The sequence below is a fragment of the Rhodopseudomonas sp. B29 genome, from assembly GCF_000333455.1.
Classification (GTDB): domain Bacteria; phylum Pseudomonadota; class Alphaproteobacteria; order Rhizobiales; family Xanthobacteraceae; genus Rhodopseudomonas.
Window position 1 is genome coordinate 1 of sequence record NZ_BADD01000427.1, and the last position, 952, is coordinate 952.

Genomic DNA, 952 nt, shown 5'->3' on the forward strand with positions numbered 1-952 from the left:
GCAGTGTAGCGTCTGTGCTTACGGCATTTTCTGTAGGCTGCGGACGAACAGGGACTCAGGGTAGGAGGGGCGGGTTGCCAAAAGGTTAATCAACCGTTGCGAGAATTTCTCGAATCGGCGGGAACCAAGCGGCCATTTCGCGATCGGCCCCCGTCTTGCCTAGGGGCGGGCCATGAGCGCCCAGTGCTCCTATTTGGCGATGCGCAGTTTCGCGAGCGAGGTTCCGATCGAATTGAAGGTCGAGATCACCTGGCTGGCCGAGGTCAGCATGAAGAAGTTGCTGGAGCCGCTGGCGCAGTACTGCAGCACGCTGGAAGTCGGGTCGCCGCCAGTGTTGACCTGGATGGTGTAGAGCGTGATGCCGGCAGCCTTGATGTTGTCGCACAGTTTCTTCTGCCGGTTGTCGACGTCCACCGACCAGCTCGAGCCGTTGCCGTACCAGCGGTCCATGGTGTTCAGGCCGTCCGACAGCAGGATGATGGCCTTCTTGTAGACGTAGTTGGAATCCTCCGCAGGCGCGTTGAACGGTTCAGTCTGCTGCAGTGTCTGCCACGCCCACACCAGCCCGACTGGCTGGTTGGTGCCGCCGCTGGGCTTCATCGCATTGATGGTCGATTTCAGGCTGCTCCAATCATAGCTCAGCGGTGCGATCTGCTGCGGGCAGTAGGATGACTGGTCGGCCGGATAGTAGGACGCCAGCGTCTGCGGCGAGGTGATCGGTGGCGTTACCTTGACGTCGTAGCCGTCATTGGTGCCCGGCGGGGTCGCAGTGCCGCGATCCATGACGCAACCGTTCCAGTTGCTGATGTTGTTGTTGGAGGACCCGCATTTCATGGTCTTGTTGCGTGAGCTGTAGTTCGAGCCGCATTCCAATCCTCTTCGATGCTGCCCGAGGTCCACCAGTACCTCCAGTCGATGTAACCGCTGTTCTTGGAGCTGGGGCCCAGTTTGA

Annotated in this window: 1 protein-coding gene; it reads right to left on the minus strand. The window is 60.0% G+C overall.

Features of this window, described 5'->3' with window-relative positions; translation table 11 throughout:
• Window positions 1-189: 189 nt before the first annotated feature.
• Window positions 190-900, minus strand: a complete 711-nt coding sequence (locus I5M_RS15340; protein ID WP_148287884.1) for a VWA domain-containing protein — start codon at window positions 898-900, stop codon at window positions 190-192.
• Between the last annotated feature and the right edge of the window lie 52 nt (window positions 901-952).